This window comes from Prosthecobacter sp. GW821-HT29F12 (assembly GCF_058803405.1).
In genome coordinates this window covers 1227428-1246441 of sequence record NZ_CM179517.1, presented here as the reverse complement: position 1 = coordinate 1246441, position 19014 = coordinate 1227428, and the positions used below count along the sequence as shown (strand labels likewise).

At 53.4% G+C, this 19014-nt stretch carries 16 protein-coding genes; 7 read left to right on the top strand and 9 right to left on the bottom strand.

Annotated elements, in window-relative coordinates; translation table 11 throughout:
- Positions 1–66 precede the first annotated feature (66 nt).
- From AC3RLQ_RS05195 to AC3RLQ_RS05170, 6 genes are all read left to right on the top strand, one after another.
- Positions 67–1281 (top strand): alpha/beta hydrolase family protein, encoded by a 1215-nt coding sequence (locus tag AC3RLQ_RS05195; RefSeq protein WP_493034982.1) that lies wholly within the window; start codon positions 67–69, stop codon positions 1279–1281.
- Positions 1281–3293: an alpha/beta hydrolase domain-containing protein gene (locus AC3RLQ_RS05190; RefSeq protein ID WP_493034980.1), complete on the top strand. Its 2013-nt coding sequence runs from the start codon at positions 1281–1283 to the stop codon at positions 3291–3293. Before AC3RLQ_RS05195 ends, AC3RLQ_RS05190 begins: the two co-directional genes overlap by 1 nt.
- Positions 3294–3384: 91 nt before the next feature.
- On the top strand, positions 3385–4788 hold the full coding sequence (locus AC3RLQ_RS05185; protein WP_493034978.1) for a Gfo/Idh/MocA family protein: 1404 nt from the start codon (positions 3385–3387) through the stop codon (positions 4786–4788).
- Between the two features lie 3 nt (positions 4789–4791).
- On the top strand, positions 4792–5727 hold the full coding sequence (locus tag AC3RLQ_RS05180; protein WP_493034976.1) for a GNAT family N-acetyltransferase: 936 nt from the start codon (positions 4792–4794) through the stop codon (positions 5725–5727).
- 604 nt (positions 5728–6331) lie between these two features.
- Entirely contained in the window at positions 6332–7813 is a 1482-nt protein-coding gene (locus tag AC3RLQ_RS05175; RefSeq protein WP_493034974.1) for a site-specific integrase, read from the top strand.
- Positions 7810–8040, top strand: a complete 231-nt coding sequence (locus AC3RLQ_RS05170) for a hypothetical protein (protein ID WP_493034972.1) — start codon at positions 7810–7812, stop codon at positions 8038–8040. The genes AC3RLQ_RS05175 and AC3RLQ_RS05170 overlap by 4 nt, the downstream gene beginning before the upstream one ends.
- Positions 8041–8164: 124 nt before the next feature.
- Here the strand turns inward: AC3RLQ_RS05170 and AC3RLQ_RS05165 are convergent, their stop codons facing one another.
- The 8 genes from AC3RLQ_RS05165 to AC3RLQ_RS05130 all read right to left on the bottom strand — a co-directional run bounded on the left by AC3RLQ_RS05165 (position 8165) and on the right by AC3RLQ_RS05130 (position 16824).
- Entirely contained in the window at positions 8165–8623 is a 459-nt protein-coding gene (locus tag AC3RLQ_RS05165; protein WP_493034970.1) for a MauE/DoxX family redox-associated membrane protein, read from the bottom strand.
- 16 nt (positions 8624–8639) lie between these two features.
- Positions 8640–9149 carry a rhodanese-like domain-containing protein gene (locus AC3RLQ_RS05160; protein WP_493034968.1) on the bottom strand — a complete coding sequence of 170 codons (510 nt, stop codon included), beginning with the start codon at positions 9147–9149 and terminating at the stop codon, positions 8640–8642.
- 65 nt (positions 9150–9214) lie between these two features.
- A complete protein-coding gene (locus AC3RLQ_RS05155; RefSeq protein WP_493034966.1) occupies positions 9215–10561 on the bottom strand; it encodes an O-antigen ligase family protein in 1347 nt (448 codons plus the stop codon).
- A gap of 19 nt (positions 10562–10580) precedes the next feature.
- On the bottom strand, positions 10581–12248 hold the full coding sequence (locus AC3RLQ_RS05150; RefSeq protein ID WP_493034964.1) for an ABC transporter ATP-binding protein: 1668 nt from the start codon (positions 12246–12248) through the stop codon (positions 10581–10583).
- A gap of 341 nt (positions 12249–12589) precedes the next feature.
- A complete protein-coding gene (locus AC3RLQ_RS05145; protein ID WP_493034962.1) occupies positions 12590–13621 on the bottom strand; it encodes a hypothetical protein in 1032 nt (343 codons plus the stop codon).
- On the bottom strand, positions 13621–14667 hold the full coding sequence (locus tag AC3RLQ_RS05140; RefSeq protein ID WP_493034960.1) for a PDZ domain-containing protein: 1047 nt from the start codon (positions 14665–14667) through the stop codon (positions 13621–13623). The genes AC3RLQ_RS05145 and AC3RLQ_RS05140 overlap by 1 nt, the downstream gene beginning before the upstream one ends.
- 556 nt (positions 14668–15223) lie before the next feature.
- Positions 15224–16642: a hypothetical protein gene (locus AC3RLQ_RS05135; protein ID WP_493034958.1), complete on the bottom strand. Its 1419-nt coding sequence runs from the start codon at positions 16640–16642 to the stop codon at positions 15224–15226.
- 32 nt (positions 16643–16674) lie between these two features.
- Positions 16675–16824, bottom strand: a complete 150-nt coding sequence (locus AC3RLQ_RS05130; RefSeq protein ID WP_493034956.1) for a hypothetical protein — start codon at positions 16822–16824, stop codon at positions 16675–16677.
- A gap of 31 nt (positions 16825–16855) precedes the next feature.
- Between AC3RLQ_RS05130 and AC3RLQ_RS05125 the strand changes: the two genes are divergently transcribed.
- On the top strand, positions 16856–18373 hold the full coding sequence (locus AC3RLQ_RS05125; RefSeq protein WP_493034954.1) for an HTTM domain-containing protein: 1518 nt from the start codon (positions 16856–16858) through the stop codon (positions 18371–18373).
- Positions 18374–18426: 53 nt separating this feature from the next.
- On the opposite strand, the gene AC3RLQ_RS05120 is transcribed toward AC3RLQ_RS05125, so the two are convergent.
- On the bottom strand, positions 18427–18996 hold the full coding sequence (locus AC3RLQ_RS05120) for a hypothetical protein (protein ID WP_493034952.1): 570 nt from the start codon (positions 18994–18996) through the stop codon (positions 18427–18429).
- Positions 18997–19014: the final 18 nt, after the last annotated feature.

Sequence of the window (19014 nt, the reverse complement as noted above, 5' to 3'; positions counted from 1 at the left end):
TCATGCCTCGTCTGACCAGCCGTCACGATCTTGTCTGCTCGCCGCTTTGGAAAATTCTCGCCCACCATGAATCATCCCCCTGCACCGACTTCTTTCTCACGTCGTTCATTCATCAATAAATCAGGAGCGGCGCTGCTGTCCGGCTGGTGTGGGCAGTCCCTCTTCGGAACGGAGGGACAGAAGCCGCTGCCCGAGGGGTGGCATCTGCGGATGGGCCAGGCCCAGACGCCGGCGGAAGCCATCGCCGAGCTGGAGGCCTTCAAAAAAGCCACCCCCGATCTGGCGAGCTGGGAGAAGCGCAAGGCCGCCATTCGTCGCGGCATCCTTGAAGGAGCACGGCTGGCAAATCCGCCCGAGAAGCCGCCGCTGGACCCCGTGTACTCAAACAAGCGCACCTACGAGGGCTACACGGCGGAGAGCGTTTACATCCGCAGCTGGCCCGGCTTCTACATCACCGGCACGCTGTATCGGCCTCTCGGGATGAAGGCACCGTATGCAGGCATCGTGTCCGCACACGGGCACGGCGGCCGCTTTCTCCCATCGCGCCAGACCCGCTGCGCAGTGCTGGCCCGCATGGGCGCTGTGGTGTTCCACTACGACATGGTAGGTTATGGCGACTCAAAAAAAGCGGGCTGGGATCATGGCAAAGTGCCTGAGATTCAACGTTTGATCATGTGGAACTGCATTCGCGCACTGGATTTCGTCTCGTCCATTGAAGGGGTCGATCCCCAGCGCATCGGCATGACCGGCAACTCCGGCGGTGCCACGCAGACCTTCCTCACCTCTGCCCTGGATGAGCGCATCGCGGTGGCGGTGCCGAGCTGCCAGGTGTCCGCGCATTTCTTTGGCGGCTGCCCATGTGAAAGCGGCATGCCCATTCATTGGGGGCCGAACCACAAGACGAACAACGCCGAAATCGCTGCGATGACCGCACCACGGCCTCAGCTCGTCATTTCCAATGGCGCAGACTACACCCAGCACACCCCGGAGGTGGAGTTCCGCTACATCCAGCACATCTACAGCCTTTACGGAGCCACGGACAAGGTCGTGAACGCTCACTTCCCGCTGGAGGGCCACGACTATGGGCCTAGCAAGCGGCTGGCCGCCTATCCGTTTTTCATCCGTCACCTCGGACTCAACAGCCTGCGCGCCTGGGCCAAGGAGGAACAGATCAACGAAACCTTTGCCAAGGTCGAGACAGAGGAAGAAATGCTCGTCTTCAATGCTGCCAACCCTTGGCCGAAAGACTCCGTGGCACCCAACAGCCCCCTGCCCTTCTGATGCGCTTCTTTTTCTCCCGAATCATCGCCGTCGCTTTTTTCGTCGGCCAGGCTCATGCGGAAGTCACCCGCATCGAGATCACCGGACGCTCGCCGTTTGCAGCGGGCAAGGTCTATGGGGCCGCAGGCGCCTATGAGCGTCTTGAAGGGCGGATGTATTTTGAAACGGACCCGCGCAACGCGGCGAACGAACGCATCTGCGACCTCCAGCGTGCGCCGCGCAACACCGGAGGGCGCGTGGAAAGCTGGGCGGACTTCTTCCTGCTGAAACCGACCGACGCCACGAAGGGCAACGGCGTGCTGCTCTATGACGTGAACAATCGCGGCAACATGCTCGCTCTTTGGACCTTCAACGATGGCGAGCGCACGAACGATCCGAAGTCCGAGTCGCATGCGGGCCATGGCTTCCTCATGAAGCACGGCTTTTCCGTGCTGTGGTGCGGCTGGAACGGCGAGGTGCAGGCCGATGACACACGGCGTCTGCTCTGCGGACTGCCGGTGGCCACCGAGGACGGCCGGACGATCACCGGGCGGGCGCATCTGGAGATCAGCACCACGGAAAAAGTCTTTAGCCGGGCCTTTTCGTGGAGCCCTTGGGGCATCGGCGCGGCGTTTCCATCCGTAAGCCTCGACAACACGGACGCGACGCTCACGATGCGCCCGCAGCGCGATGCTGAAGGCATCGAGATTCCTCACGGCGAGTGGGCATTTGGCCGCATGGAGGAGGGGAAATTCATCCCGGATGCCACGCATGTTTATGTGAAAGCCGGTCTGCGCCCCGGCTGGCTCTACGATCTCGTTTACACGGCGAAGGAGCCTCGCGTGACCGGGCTCGGCCTCACGGCCCTGCGAGACTGCGTGGCATTTTTCCGTCACGGCGAGGCGAAGGAAAATCCGCTGGCGGGCGCGGTGCAAAAAGCCTGCGTGTTCGGCATCTCCCAGTCGGGCCGGGTCATTCATCACTTCCTGCATGAGGGGCTGAATACCGACGAGCAGGGACGCGCGGTCTTCGACGGCGCATTGATCCATGTCGCGGGCTCCGGAAAGGGCATGTTCAACCATCGCTTCCGCATGAGCACGGAGTTCGGCACGCAGCACGAAGGGCATCTTTCCGGCAGCGAGTTCTTCCCTCTGGCTCCGCTGCCGCAGACGGATCCCGTCACGGTCGCATCAGGAGACTCGCTGGCCCGTTCCCGAAAGTCCGGCCACACGCCGCGTCTGCTTTTCACGCAAACCTCCACCGAATACTGGAGCCGCGCCGCCTCGCTGCTGCACACCGATGTGGAGGGGAAAGGCGATCTCACGCTGCCCGACGATGTGCGCGTGTACCTCGTGGCAGGGGCGCAGCATCTCGGCAAGAGCGACGGCACCACCGGCATCTGCCAGCAGCCGCGCAACACGCTCGATGATCGCGGCCCCGTCCTGCGGGCCATGCTGCTGCACCTCGTCGATTGGGTGAAGCATGGCAAAACACCGCCGCCTAGCCGCCATCCGCGCATGGAAGATCACACGCTGGTGAGCTTTGATGAATGGAAGTCGCAGTTCCCCAAGATTCCGGGCTGCCAACTGCCCACGCACGCCTACCAGCCACCGAGGCTTGATTTCGGACCGCGTTTTCACAGCGAAGGCATCGCCGACATCATCCCGCCCAAAGCCGGAAAGCCGTTTCGCACGCTGCTGCCAGCTGTGAATGCCGATGGCAATGAAACAAGCGGCATCGTCCTCCCGGAGGTGGCCGTGCCGCGCGGCACCTACACCGGCTGGAACCTCCGCTCGCCGCAGGCAGGCGCTGAAACGATGCTCTCGCCGCTCGACGGCATGTTCCTCCCCTTTGCCAAAACCAAAGCTGAACGCGAAAAGACCGGCGACCCGCGTCTCTCACTGGAAGAACGCTATCCGACACGAGAAGCCTACCTTTCCCGTCTCGCGAAAGCGGCGAAGAAACTCCACGAAGAAGGTTTTTTGCTGGAGGAAGACGTGGCGAGGATCATCGAGCGGGCTTCAGCGCAGTAGGCTAGTCGGTGGCGGCACTGCATCCTTCCAGCTGCCATGGCTGACAACACGTCTGAAGAATGCCACGCAGGACGGCGTATTGCATCACCGCATGAATCCTGCTCCGAGTTCCTCACGCCGACATTTCCTCAAAACCACCGCCGCTGCGGTGACTGCTTTCAACATCGTCCCCCGGCATGTTCTGGGCGGGCCGCGCTTTGTGCCGCCGAGCGAAAAGGTGAACGTGGCGATCATTGGCACCGGCGGGCAGGGCCGCACCAATGTGCGCAATCTCCTGCCGCTTGAGGATTGCCAGATCATCGCTGTGGCAGATCCGGCGGAGTCGTTCAGCCTTGAAAATTTTTACTTCAAAGGCATGGGCGGCCGCCTGCCGGTGAAGGCGGAGATCGAGAAGCACTACGCCACCAAGACACCGAACTTCCGCTGCGCGGACTACATCGACTTCCGCGAGATGCTGGAGAAGGAGAAGAGCATCGACGCCGTGCTCATTGCCACGCCAGACCATCTGCACGCCTACTGCTCGGTGATCGCCATGCGGTCCGGGAAGCACGTCTACTGCGAGAAGCCGCTCACGCACAACATCTGGGAGGCGCGTCACGTGGCTAGAGTGGCCGCAGAGACCGGCGTAGCCACCCAGCTCGGCAGCCAGGGGCATTCGTCGCTCGGCACACGCGAGACGATCGAGTACATCCAGGACGGCGCCATCGGCGCGGTGAAGGAGATCCATGTGTGGGTGGGCGCGAAGCGGTGGAATCCAACCCTCGCCGGAAAGCCCACCGACACACCGCCGGTGCCTGCAGGACTGAACTGGGACCTGTGGCTGGGCCCGCGCCAGGAGCGGCCGTTTCATCCGGCCTACTTCCCCGTGGCGTGGCGTGACTTCTGGGACTTTGGCTGCACGGGCATCGGTGACTTTGCCTGCCACGATATGAACACCGCCGTGCGCGCCTTTGATCTGCCCGTGCCCTCGCGCATCGAGGCGCACGCAGCAGGTTTGATGACGAGCGACATCGCTGGGCATGGCGCGCTTATTTATTACACCTTCCCCGCAGCGGGCTCGCGGCCCGAGATCCGCATGACCTGGTATGACGGAGGCATGATGCCGCCCACGCCCGAGGCGCTGGGTGCTTTCCCACTGCCAAAACGCGGCTGCCTTTTCATCGGCGAAAAAGGAGTGATCCAGTGCGACGGCGGCGGCGGGCCGCCCCGGCTCTTCCCTGAAAAACGCCGTGTGGAATACCAGAAGCCGGCGCCACGCCTGAAACGCTCCAACGGCCATCATCGAGACTGGATCGATGCATGCAAAGGCGGCGAACCCGCGACGAGCCCCTTCGCCTACGCGGCCCACCTCACGGAGATCGCGCTGCTTGGGGTGCTCTCGCTGCGCGCGCAAAAGCCCATCGAGTGGGACGCCGCGGCGATGAAAGCCAAAGGCCTGCCAGCGGCAGACGCCTTCATCAAAGAACAATACCGCAAAGGCTGGGAGATCCTCTGAGCCATGAGCGAGCACATTGCCTTCACAGCCCTCACCGCATCCGACCGCGAGCCGATCGCCCGCCTGCTGCACCGGGCGCTGGTGCACTGGTATGAGAGCCGCCTCGGTCAGGGATCGCGATTTGGCGACAGCCACGATCCTTTCACCCTCTTTCCTGACGTCTATGAGGCGCTCGATCCCGGCGAATGCGTCACTGCCCGCACGGACAGCGGCGAGATCGTCGGCGTGTGTTTCTCGCACGAGCGTGAAACGCATGTCTCAATCGGCATCGTGGCCACCTCACCGGTCATGGGTGGGCGTGGGATCGCGAAGAAGATGATGTCGCTCGTCTTGGACAAGGCGAAACGCCTTGGCAAGCCCGCACGGCTTGTTTCAAGCCTGCTGAACCTCGACTCATTCTCGCTCTACACGCGGCTCGGATTCGTCCCCGGGGCCATGTTTCAAGATTTGCTCATCACCGTTCCCGAATCCGGACTGGCCGCCACCGCACCTGCGGGCATCGAAAGTGTGCGTGATGCCGTTTTGGCCGATGCGCCGCGAATCTCCGACTTCGAGCACGCTCAGCAGGGCATCCGTCGCGAAAAGGACTTCGCGTTTTTCATTCGCAACGAAGTCGGCGCCTGGCGGGTGCTCGTTTCCGAGGCCTCGGATGGCTCCGTAAACGGCTTCCTTGCCATGAGCACTCACCCTTCGTTCACCATGATCGGTCCTGGTGTCGCCATTGATGAGACAACGGCAGTCGCCTTGCTCTGGCGAGCTCTCGACTGCTTGCGGGGTCAAACGCTCGTCTTCCTCGCCTCCTGCGCCGCGTCCGCGCTCGTGCGCACCGCTTACTCGTGGGGAGCTCGCAACGTGGAGCTGCATGTCGCGCAATCCACCGCTCCCGTCGCTGGTGCAAAAGGCATCGTCTTCCCGACCTTCATGCCGGAGACAGCGTGAGATCCTGGCTGCGCATGGAAAGTGAGGCCTCATCTGAGTGACAGCGATGCTCCATGCCTGCGTGTGTTGCAGAGATAAGGTGAGCAGCTCGTTGACCAGGCGCGTGATGGGACGGCGCAGCCGCCGGCCTTCGTGATACAACGCGCAGACGATGCCCTGATCGATGCAGGGCGAATAGTGGGTTCGCCGGAGCATGTCGCTCAACTCTTTATAACGCGATATAACGCGAATGAGGGGGAAATTGCAGGGCCAAGACCTCCAGTAGTTGGCCGACCTGCCAGTGAGTGGGGCATTACAAAATTCGCAATCCACGCGGTCACCTAGGGTCAGCGAGAATTCGAAAGGGAGGGTTAGGTCCAAAAATGTCCGGAAAATGTCCGAATCCAAAAAGAAGCCCCGCCTTTGGGGCGGGGCTTTGATCTTTAACTCACTCAGAATGAAGGTGGTGGGCAGGGCTGGATTCGAACCAGCGTAGGCGTAAGCCAGCAGATTTACAGTCTGCAACTCTCTCGTCTGTAGATGTTCGAGAATGTTCGGTAATGATTTGTGTAATTTGTTGGTTTACAGTGCTTTCCATCCATGTTCATATAAAGCATTGAAAATCATGAGCCGGATTAAGAACCAAAAAAGTGGCCAAGAAGTGGCCAAGCATGAAAAGAGGAAGAGCTTTGCCAAAACCGATGTGCGATACTGGCATTCTCGCCTTTTCAAAAACTCGTTCACACGTGCAGGCCAAAGGCAAGAAACTACCGATTGGTGTATCAGAATTGCTCGAAATGGCCGACGTGAGACATTCAACCTGGAGAGTCCAAACAAGGAGGATGCCGCAAAGGCCGCCCAAAGGATTTATCTTGCCATCGTCGCCAAGGGCTGGGAACAAGCCCTCGCCGAATTCAAGCCGACCGTTATCAAGAAGTGTGCTGGATCCGATATTGGAACTCTTATCACCGTCTTCCTGAAATTGTCGACAAAGCGACCGGAGACATTGGATGCCTATGTCAAGGCCCTACGTCGGATTGTCGCTGGTGCACTTGAAATCGAGGATGGACGAAAATTTGATGCTTTTAGGGGTGGTCGGGCAGCTTGGGTGAAGCAGATCGATTGCACGCCAATCTCCGAACTCACCCCTAGCAGAGTGCAATCCTGGAAAACTCGTTTTCTGGCGAAAGCCAAGACAAATCAGGAACGGAACCGCGCGGTGGTGACCGTGAATTCCCTTTTGCGGAATGCAAAGGCTATTCTGTCAAAAAAGCTTCTTCCCTTCATTCGAGAAGAGATTGAACTCCCTTCCCCTCTTTTCTTCGAAGGTGTCACAGCAGAGACAGAACCGTCGCTGCGTTACAAATCCAGAATCGACGCGACCGAGATTCTTCGCTCCGCAAAAGCTGATCTGGAGACCTTGAACCCCGAAGCCTACAAGCTGCTGTTATTGACACTCGTATTTGGCCTACGGCGAAGTGAGGCTGATGCTTTGTTGTGGGCGCAATTTGATTTTCAGAAGCGTTTGCTCGTCATTGAGGACACCGATTATAAGCGACTGAAGAGCCATGATTCAGCCGGCGAAATCGATATCGAACCTGAACTCTGCGCCATTTTTAAATCGTTCCGTGAAAAAGCAGCAGGAGATTTTGTCTTGGAGAATCCCAGCCGACTTCGAATTACTGAGGCATCTGAGCGCAAAAGCCGTGGCTACAGGTGCAACGAAACACACATTTTCCTTCTGAACTGGCTCCGCACCAAAGGTGTGAATGACAGGCATCCACCAGCATTCCGGTATGTCCTCGGCAGTTTGGTGCGTTGCCTGTATCGGGCGGCTTTGCCATCCTCACCCCTTTCCGCCTATCCGCATGGCGTTTTTGATGCCACTGTGCCGTTGACCCTCTCACTACCCCTTCCTGATGCTTCAGAGGCCGCAGAATCGCTCAGAGCCTATGCTAACGGCATCCATGGTCCGCTGCTCTCCAGACTCGAAGGAATGTCTTTAGGGGTATCAGCATCGGAGCAGGAATATTGGCAGGAGGAACTGAAACGCTTGCAGAAATATGCAGCCAAAGCTCAAAAGCTTCGAGATGGTGCTGGATTATGATGTTTTTAACCCGCCACCGCACAAACTCCTTTACCGACATGCCGAATCAAAGACAACCGGGAACCAAGCTAGCAGGAGCCTACATCAGCGCCGAGAAAGACAAGGGGCTGGCGGAAATTGCTGCTTTGAAGGGCTACGCCAACAAGGCTGAATTCATCAGGGCCCTCTTTGATGACGCCCTTGCAGAGAATGCAAAAAGCCCCAGGAAGACAAAGCCCAAAAGGTGACCACCCTTCTCCAATGCCTGGGTTCGCAGGCATTGCAGAGCATTGGCTCACACAGCGACCCGTCGATGTAGTTTGGCCGAAATATTCAAGATCAAAACAACGGAAGCATGGACACCTAATACTTTCATAACAAGAACCAGGGAGTACGAACTCTCCTCAGGTAGAGCGGAATGGAAACTCCCAATAAAATCGCGTCGCGTCCCAATGCCCACCAAGCTGCGTGGAGGGATGGTTTCTCAATGAGACTAAAACACCCGCAGGACACTGGGATTCCAAGTATGATCGCTGATGTCAGGACCATGCCAAACATGGCACAACAAAGCAGCACACCGAGCAATGCGGGTCTTTGCAGCGCCGGGACCAGCAAGACCGCAGCGAGCAGGATCTCGAATGTGGGCAAAATGAGAGCCACCGGATTGATCAGCGCACTGGGCAGCACATCTAAGCGGGCAATCACATGGGAAAATTCGGCAGTTCCTTGGAGCTTGACGACGCCTGCGTAGCCGAACACGGCAGCAATGATCAGTATGAGGAGCCAGTCCCACCAAGGGGCTTTTTTTCTAACTGAAGTCGATGAGTGCATATGGCGAATGGCGTGTTTATTTGGATTCGACAGCCAGGCCGGCCTCTTCCCAAGCGGCCCACCCAGCCTCAAAGAGGAGGAGACCGTTGAAGCCACGCTGATTGAGCTCCTTGGCCAACTCTCCGGCATCAGGACAGTGCAAATCAGCGCAATAGAGCAGCAAGGGACGACCTGCGGCCAAGGCTTCACGCAGGAGGGATTCGGTCTTGGGATAATACGCCGCCCATTGTTTCCGGGGCAGACTGATCGCACCTGGTATGTGGCCAATCTCCCAGAAGAGATCGGGACGTGCATCAATGATGAGATGCGTGCGACTCGTGACAGCCTGAATCACCTGCTCTATGCCGACGACAGTGATGGGAGGCGCATTGGCATCAATGCCCGGCCCTTTCAACGTGGCCTCCATTTGCTGCGCCGGCGTGGCATAGACCATGCCGAGAGAATCGGACCGCAGTTGGTTGATGAGGAATGCAAGTCCTGCGGCGACAGCTAGGAGGACAAGGAGTCGTTTGAAGTCAGCTAACATGGCTATGCGGAGATTGAAGCTGTGAAAAATAAGCAGTGCGCAGCAAGAAATATAGACGGCCTAGATTAAAAAGTAGTGCGGCTCCAATCACGGAGGAAACGTCCGCAGCCTGTGATTTCCTCGATCTTGATTTGCGCGGGATGCTTGTTGGCAAGGGCTTGCCAAAAGTAGCGGCCTTGCCCGCCAGCAAACGAGCCAAGCTGAATGGTCACAGGCGGTGGTGCGTCCACATTCATGAGTTTCAGAAGGGACGAGCTGGGCTGGTCGGGATTGAGGAGTACCCAGCGTTTTGTCCTGGAAAGGCTGGGATTGTCTTGAACGGCAACATGCTCGGTCACGTTCCCAGCCAAGACACAGACATCGGCAGCCGGCAATGCGGCGATGGTTGGAGTCCATCGCATGCAGAGTTGCAGCGGTTCAGTCGCGCAGCGTTCCCGGATGCGGTGACCGTAAAACTTGCCCATAACCGTTTCATCGAGCCCGAGTACAAGTACGGTGGTTTGCGGTGTCTGTCCATGCACGGCCACCACCCCGTCGATCAACTGGATCTGGGATGGGGTGCACAGCGCCCAAGTCCACCAAATGAGGACTACAAGAGCCCAAGCCCCCCCTGCGAATGTCCAATGTCTCCTTCGCGGCCAGGATGTCAGGCCAAGACGCACGAGAAGCAGCAGCAGGAACAAGGCACCAGGTATAAGCCAGAGCTGCCAATGATGGGCGATAGTTGTGAAGCAGGCACCTAGGCCGAAGGACACCCAAACCGCCAGTGGTGGTGAAAAACGTATGCGCGCCAACGGCATGCACAGGAGGAGCACCGCCGCCCATGCAAGGCCGTAACCCAACCGCAGATACCACGGCCACTCCACGAGCCAGGTTGCATGACTGTTGACGAGTCGACCATAGGTTTCGGTTTTCCCGACCGGCTGATACCATTGCCGGAAAGCCTCCGCTCCCCGCTCATGGCCCCAGCCCTGCGGAGCATCCCAGGCCATGCGTGGGATGGACTTGTAGATCAGCCAGCGATTGGTGATTGATTTGTCTTCCCCTGAGAGACCGTGCAGGGTCCGCTCAGAAAAGCCCACATTCATGGCGTAGAGCATCAATCCACCGGAAAGGATGACCACTGCGATTAATCTCCCACGCAGCCACGGGCGTGGTGCATAAGCCATAAGAATGACTGCACCGGCCAGCCAGGCGACGGCCGCTCCTCGGGAAAATGTTTGGACCAGGGGGAATCCTAGCATTGCGTTCTCGGCCAGAGCGATCCAAAAACCTGCTTTGCCCCACCCTCTCGGCAGATAGGCCAGCATCCATGCCGCCAGCATGATGAGAGCGATGAGCGAGCCCGTGACATTCGGATTGCCGAAGCCCCAATCAAGACGGACTTGGCCGTTGTAAAAGTAGTCGCGCATGGTGGCGAGGAATGGAGGCTTAAGTCGGAGGATGTTTGCGTTTGCGATAGATGACCACGAGAGCGGCAGCCAGGGTCACGATGATGTGCAGGGACAGTACGATGATGCTGAGCCTGTAGCTGGCGATGTCAGTCTTGGAGACTTGCTTGACGATGTCGAAGTGGCGAAAGTTCTCGAAGGTGCGCAGATAACCACTCCAGCCCCAGTAACCAGTGATGAACGGCCGCGTAATCCACTTGAGCCACTCGGGCAGCGCCAGCACGGCTCCTGAGAGCGGCAACTGCAGGCCGACGAGGTAGATAGAAAGCAACGAGGCGCGTTCCGGAGTGTTGGAAATAGCCGAGAAAAAAAGGCAAGTGCAGGACATGGCAAAAGTGGCCATGAAGAGAATGAAGAATTGCTCAGCCACCAGTCCCGGAAAGCCGCACAAGATTTTGACCAAGCTTGCCATCAAGGCGGCTTGGAGCAGGCTGAAGCCGAAGACCTGACCTACTTTGGTGAGCAAGTAGGCGGGAGGTGAAAGACCGGCACGCAGTTCCTTGGTGAGAACCTGGCGCTCCTTGGCGATTTCGCGGGCGGCATTGTTGGCCCCCATCAGGGTCAGTAAGATGACCTGAAACATGCTGAGCCCCCCCACTAGGGACGACACTTGAAAAGATTCGGTGAGGTACTGCAGACGCTCCGCCAGGTTTTCGACGACGTTGGTTTGGACATGCAGCGACAGCCGCTTGACCTCCGGCAAGCCCTTCAGGGCAAAGACTGCCACCAACACGGGAAAGGAAATCATGAGGACCAACTGCAGCCAGAGCTGCCCTTTGTCCCGCCACAGCAGGCTCATCTGCCGCAAACTGAGGGTCCAAAACTGCCTCAAACTGGAGGCGGGCCTGGCCGACTTGATCTGCACAGGCGGTGCCAGCGGCTGTTCCTCAAGTACACTCACATCCATGGGACAGTAACAACCCGAATATTGGTAGATGTCCTCCAATGCTGACTGACCAAAGTAACCGAGCATTCGATCCGGCGGACCTGCATACAGAACCTGCCCTTCATTCAGCAGCACAACCTGGTCACAGACATGCAAATTGGCAATGGCGTGGGTTACGATCACGATGTTCTTGCCGCTCTGCTTGGCGAGATCCGCAAGCCAGTGCATCAATTCACGCTCGGAGTGAGGGTCCAGACCGCTTGTCAGTTCATCCAAAAAGAGAAAGGCGGGATCTCCCAGCAGCTCCTCAGCCAGTGCCAACCGCCGCAACTGCCCCCCGGAGAGCGTGGAGATCTTCTGGTTCATCACCCCATCAAGCCCCGTCAAATTCACCACCCTAGCCAGCCAGTCTCGACTCTCCTGGGTGGCTATCTGCCTCAAACGCAATTCAAGGGCTGTCCTCAGAGATTCCAATACGGTGGCTTCGTTGTGAAAAGCCGAAAACTGAGGCAAATACCCGATAGCAAGAGGGTACTGCTCTTTGAGAGTAGCAGGCACATGTCCATTGAGGACGACGTAACCCGAGGAAGCCGGTATAATCCCCGACAGAATTTTGAGAAACGTGCTCTTCCCACAGCCCGAGGGACCAACCACAGCAGTAAAGGTTCCTGACGAGAATGTCACCGAAACATTCTCGATAAGAAAACGAGGAGAAAAAGCCGATCCAGTAACTGCAAAAAATAACCGACGTGTTTCAATCATATTGGATCAGTCAAAAACCCGATTAGTAATAATGCAATAATTTAAGAACCAAAGCTCGGATATTTATCCATAAACATGGCCTATATTCTTCCGCATGTGAGTATAACAAAGTTACGTTGCAGGTGCCAATATACTGCCGTAATGAACTCAGTTCATATTGTAACTTTCACAATATTAAGTCAACAAAAGTTGGCAAGGTGAAATGCTTAATTCCTAAGAATCTTCATCCCCTCTTCATTCGCATCTTCCGCTGACGCAGACTTGATTATAAAACTTGCTTCACTCATTGAAAGCCACGACCAGAACCGAATTATAAGTGCGGTTTTTGCCAGCTCTGAATATCAACCCGTTTTGTTAATAATATATACTAATGTCAAATCCTCAACCTGGCTATTATCCAAAACCAATTTCACAGGAACCCGAACCAGACCCGACTTCTTAATTACAGCCATATCCATTACCAGTTTATGAGCGCCTTGAACATCGTCGGGTTTCAACGCATATGAAACTGGCCTATCATTAAGAAATACATTTTTTAGAGAGCGTCCCTTTTGTAGGTTCAGATTAATCTCAACCGAATGTAAATTCTCATTTGTTAGATCACCTAAATATTGAAGTCTTTCCTTGACGTAAATACCTTGCCAGCGTCGAATTTCAAGAGGAATACTCAAAGCTGATCCATCCTGGAATTCAAGCGACATCATGCCCTTTAAGTCGTGCGCAAGCACCGATCTCTCAGTCGATATATCAATTGCGATAGCTCCGTCACCCGAGTTAGACGTTCCAGAAACGTCTAAACGCTCCCCTTCAAAGTTGGAAAACTTAACCGCTGCATATTCCACGTCTTTCAAACCTGCAATTTCTAGTTTGGCGGATAGCTTATCGCCGACCGCCCCAACGAGCGTAGCTTGATCCGGCGTTACCAAGATAGTCTTAGACCACTCAGTATAAAGATTGATCGGCGTTTTGCATTCTTGACTATCCAATAGGATCAGAGTCGTTCTTGTCTTACTGAGATTGCGAACATTTCTCTCTGGCCTCTTTATGCGAAGTTCGATCTCCAAAGTTTTCCCCGGATAAATTAGATGGTCCGGAACTAAGGCCTCCATGCAGGTGCAATCTTTCTGAGCAGAAATGATGCGAAGAGGGGCATTAGAGATGTTGATTAGACGCAGAATATGGGGATGCTCCGAAGGCTCAAAATTTTTGGGTATAATTCCAAAATTCGTATTTGAGACTATCTTCCAATTTGCGCTCCCAGTTGTCGGATTGCCTTGTCTATTGACAGTATCACCGCTCCTTTTTACAAACAACAGTAATGTTATCGCTAACAAAATAGCGCATGCAAAATAGATGCGTTTGTGCCCCAACATTATTTAATAATAGCCTTCTTCATGCTGACTTCATGAAGTTTATTTGCACCATCGAGAAATAAGATGCGAACATCGCCTTGAATCATGTTAATTTTCTTTATCGATTCAAGCATTGGCAAGTCTACTATTGACTCACCGTTAACTTCTAGAAGTTTCCAGCCAATTCGTAGCCCAGCTTGAGATGCAGGAGAATTCGGAGCAATACCTTTAATTTTTGCACCGTTCGCACCTTCGCTTGGACTTAAAACAATACCCAAAGAGGGTGCGTTTGTTTTGAAAAACTGGGGGGATGATTTCGCAAGCTCAGCTATTTTAGCTTTTAGAGAGTCTCGGGCTCCCTCTATCAATTTCTGGTCCGAAACTATTGGTGCGTATTCGCCAGGCAGGAAGACTACCCAGTCCACAACATTTTGATTTTGATATTCCAGCAAGGAATCGAGCTTTCCGTCGGAGTCGATTTTGTAAATCGTTTTGAAATCTTTGTCCGATACAACTTTTGTGCCTATCATTCTAAAGCCACTAATCGTTAGCCCGTTGTCGGTTGCGGCCACAGCATTATTTATCTTCTCCAGCAAATGTGGTATTTGCACTTTTTCATTGTTTTTCGCGCTATTGACAATTTTTTCAGGCAGTTTCGCGAGAAAGAAGTTTGGCAGATCACGCTTATAAATATTTCGTTCAAAGCGTTTTTTTAGCTCTTCATAATTAAGTGATTTACTGGTCTGCCATCCGCTGCTCGTAATGTATTTCGGTACGCGCCCCGCTGATTCAGCCATTACTGCCGTACCGACTTTGGGCAAACCTGCTTTGATCATTTGCAAAACATAATCTTTTTGAAAGAGCACAGGAGGAGCAATATTGTCATACGTTACGGACCTTATGAACCCGGTCGCCGGGTCCCATACCCCGTGTTCGGCTTTCCATTCTTTGTCCGACACTTTATATAATCTAAATCTCACAACTTGTTCATCAGCAGCCTCTACTTCAATACTAATGAATAGTAGTGCGCTTATACAAAAACAGATTGCACGAAAGAGGGTGTTCACGTCGAAGTAATATACTATATTTGCGTTAATAAAACCCACTGTGGAGGGCCCGCTGGTTCATTATCGCCTGATGCCTGTGTGTAGTACCCGGCACCATTTGTATCCAGAAAGTCGTTATCGATGACAGCGCCTGATTCGGAGGTGTCCGAACAAGTTTCACAATCTTTATCGACTGCGTCGAACATCCAAAACCCTGTAGCAGGTTGGAATTCACCAGAGCAAATATGTGGCTCCCCACACCTCATGTACACAGGGTCTTCATTGACACCCTCACAATTCGAGTCATCCACTTGTACAAAACTATATACCAAGTCACAATTCTGTTGCCTCGGGTCTCCTCGAGAAGGTGCGTCATAGCCAGTATATTGCCACTTACATCCATTCGGCGGCTGCGATGAAGGCGCTGCGCCATCAGGCAACGGAGGGTTTGGCGGTCCCATAGGAGTACATTTACTCGAACAGTCTACGTCAGCTGCATGTATTGCCATAATTCCTATTGTGAATAAGACGAATATTTTGACATTTGTGCTGAACAATTTTTTCATGGCGTGATTAGTTATTTTGTATTTAGTTTGATTAGTTGGGACGTCCCGTCTGAGGCAGTAACCCTTGTCCAACTTATTCCGTTAGATAGTTTTATACGTTCGATCAATTTACCACCGCCATCGGGAATCAGATCAATCGTTGCCCGTTCGGAAGATATTTGGTAGACTCTATCCATTTTGTTTATGCCTACGAGCACTTCGCCATTACGTGCTATCATTGACTTTGCGTCGGGGCTTTTTATGTACCTGGTGACCTGTTCAGCTGTATGCTGTTGGTCAGAAGAAGAATACTTCAGCAAGTTGCCGGATGAATCGTACTGCATATTAACAACGTTTATTAACTCACTTTTTTCATTAAACGATTCGACCTTGCGCTTCATTCCAAAGCAGGACCCCGGTGTTAGTATATAATAAATCTTTGTTACGTGTCCCGTTATACTCGTTCTTTCTGCGATTCCTTTTGTTGGATCATAAAAATATGACTCTATACGACCAGTTTTATCTGTGCCGGTGATTTTAGGACGTGTCGATCCTCCAGGTTGCTTCGACGTTGAATATGTCAGATCTCTATCAGAGATTAAAATGCCATTTGCCCCCCAAACAAATTTGATTGAACTAGCTAAAGTCCTATTTGGTTTTATGTCCGTAAAATACCCACCCTGGTCAAAATTAAAACCTGTGTCCATTGCGAGCAATTTAGCATCGTTGGACTGAATAAGGCTCAAATAAGGGGCGAGTGATTGTACAACCCAATTGTCCTGCACCAATTGAACATTGGGTACAGGCTTGTAGCCGAACTCGTAACGTTCGCCTCGCAGATTATTAATGGACTTAACTAAGCCGTCTTCGTTGTAACCAATGTCGATTAGCGTCTTCCCATCCTTCACGCTAAGCAACGATTCAAGTCGCGAGCGTTTTCTAACCCAGCTATATGCCAGTTTTCCTTCGACCCATAATCCCTCTATTGAACCTCTTTTATATTTTAGTGAATATTGACCGCCTTTCGTAAGCGTGAAGCGTTCGCCTTCACGCATCCCTATCCAGCCATCTTTAGATTCGAATCGATCAGGGTTAGCAGGCAAACAATGCAAAGTAATCTTTTGGCCGCCTGGCGTCCATACTATAACTGATCCCTCCGACGCTTCAACCGCGCAACTTTCAAGTAAAGGACATACAAAGTATGGACCGAAGAAACTTCCATATTTTGACTCAGGATTTGTCGACAACCTAAAAGAAAGCGGCACCTCCTCATTCTCAATTCTGACAAAACTCGGAATGTCGTACCACCACGAGAGGTACCCATAGCGATCTGCACTTTTCACCGCATTTGCTACACGCTTGCTAAATAGCTCATTAAAGGCATCTGTAGCATAAGCCCCACCATAAGAAGCAATGGTAAGGAAAATCGTGATTGTCTTTAGAAGATGCATACGCAACTTTTTAATACGCCCCCCCCTAATTCTCACTGATTGCCATTTGGATCGTCCTCTTCCGGATCGCATGCTTCTGCATAAAGAACATTGGGGAAAGTAAATCCAGCCATGGCATTGAAACCAAGATGAACGATTGCAATCGAAACCATTGCTAAGACGATTGTTAGTGACTTTTTCATAATTTCGTATTTATTCTACACACATTTCACCATGGTGCAACTTTTTTCCTCAGATCCTAGGTCTTTTTATCTGATGCGCCTTAGTCTAGGCTGCATAGTCATTGCCGATGCTTTTGGACGCCTTTCTGACTGGGCATGCTTCTATTCATCACAGGGTATATTCCCTATTTTAGATATCTGTCAAAGCGTTCAAAACCAGTCCAATATGGCTGGAAAATGGTCTCTACTTTTTTTATCCGATTCGACATGTCTTCAACTTGGCAGCCTCGTGATATTCTGCTTTTTGGGTTTTTTTTTACTTTCTGGAAGAAGAATATTGTTGACGAGCGTCGTTACCTGGGTGGTTCATGTTTCCATCGTCACACGTGCGCCCAACGTCACAAATGGTGGAGATACTTTTTTGAAATTGCTTTTGTTTTGGCATACTCTGGTTTGTGCCGAGAGTGTTTTTAGAGAAAAGTCTTTGACGGTCGACGATATGACCCTTCGGGGTTTCGCTGTTTCTGGACTTCTGCTTCAGGTATGCTGTTTATACTGGTTCACCGCCATCTTGAAGTGCCATCCCGTCTGGCGTAGTGATTTCACCGCAGTCGAGCAGTCACTGCATATCGGATCACTGATCACGCCCTTGGGCGCGTGGTTTAGCCAATTCCCCACACTGTGTAGGGTCGCCACTCGTGGAACGTTATTATTGGAAGAGCTCGGACCACTGCTAGCTCTCATGGGAGGAAGATATTGGAGCATTCGCCTTCTCGCTGTTATTGCCTTCATAAGTTTCCATCTGTTACTCTTGGCCCCAATGATGCGATTGGGTTTATTTCCATTCGTCTGTGCTGCCGCATGGCTTCCTTTTATCCCCACGGAAGCTTGGGAATGGCTTGGAAAACGTTTCCCCGATGAAATGAATTTCATCGTACGTCACTCTAAACTTCCTGCATTAGCGTTCCCACGCCTGCGAGCGCCAATCCGTAACACATTTCTAATCGGTGTTCGCAGCCTCGCATTTGTCTCAATTTTATACATGCTCCTCTGGAATGTCGCTTCTCTTTTTCCTCAATATTCTAAAAGCTGGTTTAATATGTCGATCCAACAGCCGGGTGTTGCTCTCGGATTACGACAGAGATGGTCCCTTTTCGCAGCACGTCCTTCAACCCGCGACGGCTGGATGCTGGCAATTGCGAACCTCCATTCAGGCAGGCAGGTTGACCTTTTTACCGGCAATGCACCAATATTAGAGGAACGGCTGGAAATGGTTGCTTCTCACTACCGGAACTTTCGCTGGCGAAAGCATCTAGTGGGACTGTTTCAGAATGAACAACCTGCTTTGGCTAAGGCACTTCACGATTATCTGGTTCGCGAGTGGAACGCGTCTCACGATGACAAGGTGCAATCGATGAGACTTGTATTCCGCTACCGTGAGTTGCTGCATCCAGAAAAGGGCAGTTTGCAAACAGAGGTTTACCCCAATTGGCAATCTCCGCCCCCTAATGAATCAGAAAAACCCGCCCCTGATCTTTTAGGAAACAATCAACTCCATGAATTGAATTGATCACATCAGTCTAAATTGGTGTTCGTATGGAGTGTTTTGAGCATAAATGCGGCTCAATTTTTGCGGCACAAATTGGCATAGACAACGCCGCCAGTACGGACTTCGAGTTCTAATTGATAACGCTGGCCTTTGTCGAAAACGGACTGGCCAATGTTGTCAGGGATCAAAATTGGGAGGAGACGCCCCGTTGATTGACTGCGGAAGGAGAATATGCGGCCTTTGCCAAATTCCCCTCCTAGGTCGGCATCCAGGATGAGTTCTGCGCGAAAACGAGATCCCAAAACGGCTTCGTGATTGCGCAGATAGGATTCGATGGGAAATTCTTCCAATGTACGGAGCGGATCTGAGCCTGTTTTAAACAGCATGAATCCGCCAACGGACAAGGCAACAGCTCCAAGAGCACCAAGTAGTACCCAGAGCCAGGCTTTGCTTTTCTGCTGGCCCTGCTGCGGGGGATACCACGCAGGAACCTGCTGGCCCACCGGACTGTTCCACGTCTGCTGGGGGTGGGTTTGGTAGCCCGGAGGAGGTGCTGCTGCGGGCTGCTGCGAAGCTGGCACCGCCCTGGTTGCATAAACTGGCGGGGACTCGTCTTTGTGGTAAGGATGTTCGGGAGCGGGCATGAGAGATTGGAAGGTATG

Excerpts from the sequence above, each read along its gene's own strand:
- AC3RLQ_RS05195 (WP_493034982.1), top strand. The coding sequence starts at position 67 with ATGAATCATCCCCCTGCACCGACTTCTTTCTCACGTCGTTCATTCATC.
- AC3RLQ_RS05190 (WP_493034980.1), top strand. The coding sequence starts at position 1,281 with ATGCGCTTCTTTTTCTCCCGAATCATCGCCGTCGCTTTTTTCGTCGGC.
- AC3RLQ_RS05185 (WP_493034978.1), top strand. The coding sequence starts at position 3,385 with ATGAATCCTGCTCCGAGTTCCTCACGCCGACATTTCCTCAAAACCACC.
- AC3RLQ_RS05180 (WP_493034976.1), top strand. The coding sequence starts at position 4,792 with ATGAGCGAGCACATTGCCTTCACAGCCCTCACCGCATCCGACCGCGAG.
- AC3RLQ_RS05175 (WP_493034974.1), top strand. The coding sequence starts at position 6,332 with ATGAGCCGGATTAAGAACCAAAAAAGTGGCCAAGAAGTGGCCAAGCAT.
- AC3RLQ_RS05170 (WP_493034972.1), top strand. The coding sequence starts at position 7,810 with ATGATGTTTTTAACCCGCCACCGCACAAACTCCTTTACCGACATGCCG.
- AC3RLQ_RS05165 (WP_493034970.1), bottom strand. The coding sequence starts at position 8,623 with ATGCACTCATCGACTTCAGTTAGAAAAAAAGCCCCTTGGTGGGACTGG.
- AC3RLQ_RS05160 (WP_493034968.1), bottom strand. The coding sequence starts at position 9,149 with ATGTTAGCTGACTTCAAACGACTCCTTGTCCTCCTAGCTGTCGCCGCA.
- AC3RLQ_RS05155 (WP_493034966.1), bottom strand. The coding sequence starts at position 10,561 with ATGCGCGACTACTTTTACAACGGCCAAGTCCGTCTTGATTGGGGCTTC.
- AC3RLQ_RS05150 (WP_493034964.1), bottom strand. The coding sequence starts at position 12,248 with ATGATTGAAACACGTCGGTTATTTTTTGCAGTTACTGGATCGGCTTTT.
- AC3RLQ_RS05145 (WP_493034962.1), bottom strand. The coding sequence starts at position 13,621 with ATGTTGGGGCACAAACGCATCTATTTTGCATGCGCTATTTTGTTAGCG.
- AC3RLQ_RS05135 (WP_493034958.1), bottom strand. The coding sequence starts at position 16,642 with ATGCATCTTCTAAAGACAATCACGATTTTCCTTACCATTGCTTCTTAT.
- AC3RLQ_RS05130 (WP_493034956.1), bottom strand. The coding sequence starts at position 16,824 with ATGAAAAAGTCACTAACAATCGTCTTAGCAATGGTTTCGATTGCAATC.
- AC3RLQ_RS05125 (WP_493034954.1), top strand. The coding sequence starts at position 16,856 with ATGGTGCAACTTTTTTCCTCAGATCCTAGGTCTTTTTATCTGATGCGC.
- AC3RLQ_RS05120 (WP_493034952.1), bottom strand. The coding sequence starts at position 18,996 with ATGCCCGCTCCCGAACATCCTTACCACAAAGACGAGTCCCCGCCAGTT.